The organism is Streptomyces sp. YS-3 (assembly GCF_045257485.1).
In the GTDB taxonomy this organism is placed as follows: domain Bacteria; phylum Actinomycetota; class Actinomycetes; order Streptomycetales; family Streptomycetaceae; genus Streptomyces.
The window spans coordinates 1-1,770 of record NZ_JBJHPC010000921.1 but is presented as its reverse complement, the minus strand read 5'-3'; the positions used below and the strand labels follow the sequence as shown (position 1 = coordinate 1,770).

1 protein-coding gene and 1 pseudogene are annotated in these 1,770 nt (G+C 71.2%); both read right to left on the bottom strand.

Annotated elements, in window-relative coordinates:
* Positions 1-232: 232 nt before the first annotated feature.
* Positions 233-802 carry a transcriptional regulator gene (locus ACJA3G_RS36280; RefSeq protein WP_406557286.1) on the bottom strand — a complete coding sequence of 190 codons (570 nt, stop codon included), beginning with the start codon at positions 800-802 and terminating at the stop codon, positions 233-235.
* 1 nt (position 803) lies between these two features.
* Positions 804-1,770 (bottom strand): annotated as a pseudogene (locus ACJA3G_RS36275) (transcriptional regulator); the annotation flags it as partial.

Below are 1,770 nucleotides of genomic sequence, written 5' to 3'. Positions count from 1 at the left end.
GCACTGGGCCCTCCCACCCACCGCCGTGGGCACCGTATGCCCGGCCGACGCTGTCGCCGATCTGTTGGCCCTTGGAGAGAACAGGCTGCACCGGATGCCGAGGCCACAGCAAACGCCGGCGGAACCGTAATTTCTCCCCGCGGGAGGCAGCCTCGCGGATACGGCGCCGGGCGGCTCCCGGCCCAACTACGAGCGGACCGGGGCCGAGCAACCCCACCAGGGCCTCACCCCATCACGCCGCGAACCCCACGTTCGTCACGTACTCGTACTGCCCCCACTGCGACCCCAGGTCCTCGATGACGTCCGTCCACGCCCCGTCCAGCGCCTCCGCGTCCGCCTCCGCCCAGGCCGCCACGATGCGGTCCCAGCGGCGGACGTTCATCGTGCGGTACTCCACGATCCGCTGGCGCGGGCGCGGGACCTGGGACTGGTTGAGGGGGTGGAGTTCCACGCGCGTGCCGCCCGCCGCGTTGAGGCGGCGCAGCAGGTGGCGGGCCACGTTGTGGCGGCGGACCGTCCAGTACGCGCGGTCGATGCGCTCCAGGTTCGCCGCGGTGGGGGTGCGTACGCCCGCCAGCCAGGCCCTGAGCGTACGGTCGGTGACGGTCAGGCCCGCCTCCCGCGCCGCCGCCCACGCGTGCGGGGTACGCGTCAGGTAGTGCAGCCGCGCCATCAGGCCCCGCTTCACCGTCACCGGCGTCACGATGCCGCCCGCGAGGGAGTCCAGGACCCGGGACACCGCCTCGCTGCCCTTGATCCCGCGCGCCCCGTACTTGCCGAACTCATGGCTCTGCTCCGGCACTTCAGCCCTCCTCGCCCTGATCGCCCTGATCGGCACGCTCGCCGGCCGTGTACGTGTCCTTGACCTTGACCTCCGTCACGCCCCGGCCCTCCGCGAACACCGCACGCCAGTCGCCGATCACATGGAGCTCGTCGGTGCCCATCGCCCGCACCACCGTCAGCCCCTCGTCGTGCGCCTTGTACGCCTTCATCCACAGGTTGGCGAACGCCTGGGAGCGGATGATGTGCATCCAGTCCGGACGGTACAGCTCCCTGTTGTAGTTGGACTCCCCCATCGTGGAGACGAACTTGGAGTACATCGCCTTCACGTACTCCAGCGTCACCTCGTCCCCGTCCGCGAGCGCCGCGTCCCGCGCGTCCTTCAGCGCGATCCGGAACTTCTCCAGCAGGTTCTCGGTCGCCCCGGACGTGAACGACTCATGAATCTCGGGCGGTTCGCACAGCCCGTACTTCGGTCCCGACAGGCGGTGCAGCAGCCGCAGGGTCGGCTCGGTCACCCACAGCGGGCCGGGCTCGTCGCGGTTGCCGATCGGGTTGGGCAGCACGTCCTCGTGCTCCCACACCGGCGGCGTGATCAGATGCACGCCCGCCCGGCGCCGGTCGTGCGCGAAGCCCGTGGAGTGCTCCAGCTGCCCCAGCGGCAGATGGGTCTTCAGCGCGGAGAGGTACGCGCCGTTGATGTCCAGCGCCGTCACCTCGTGCTCACCCGGGGGCAGCGCGTGCCGCGTCCACTTGGGGCGCGCCTCCCAGATCTGGTCGGCGCCCTTCGCCGTCTGCTTGCGCAGCACGTCCGGGATCCACGGGTGGGCGACGATGTCGTAACGGGCGCCCTTGCGCGTCTCGTCCAGCAACCTCATCGCGTCCGGGATCGCCCGCTTGACCAGCGCGGCCGTCGCCGCGTCCACATCGCCCCCGTGCTCGGCGAGCACCGTGCGCACGGTGCTCGCCGAGCACGGGGGCGATGTGGAC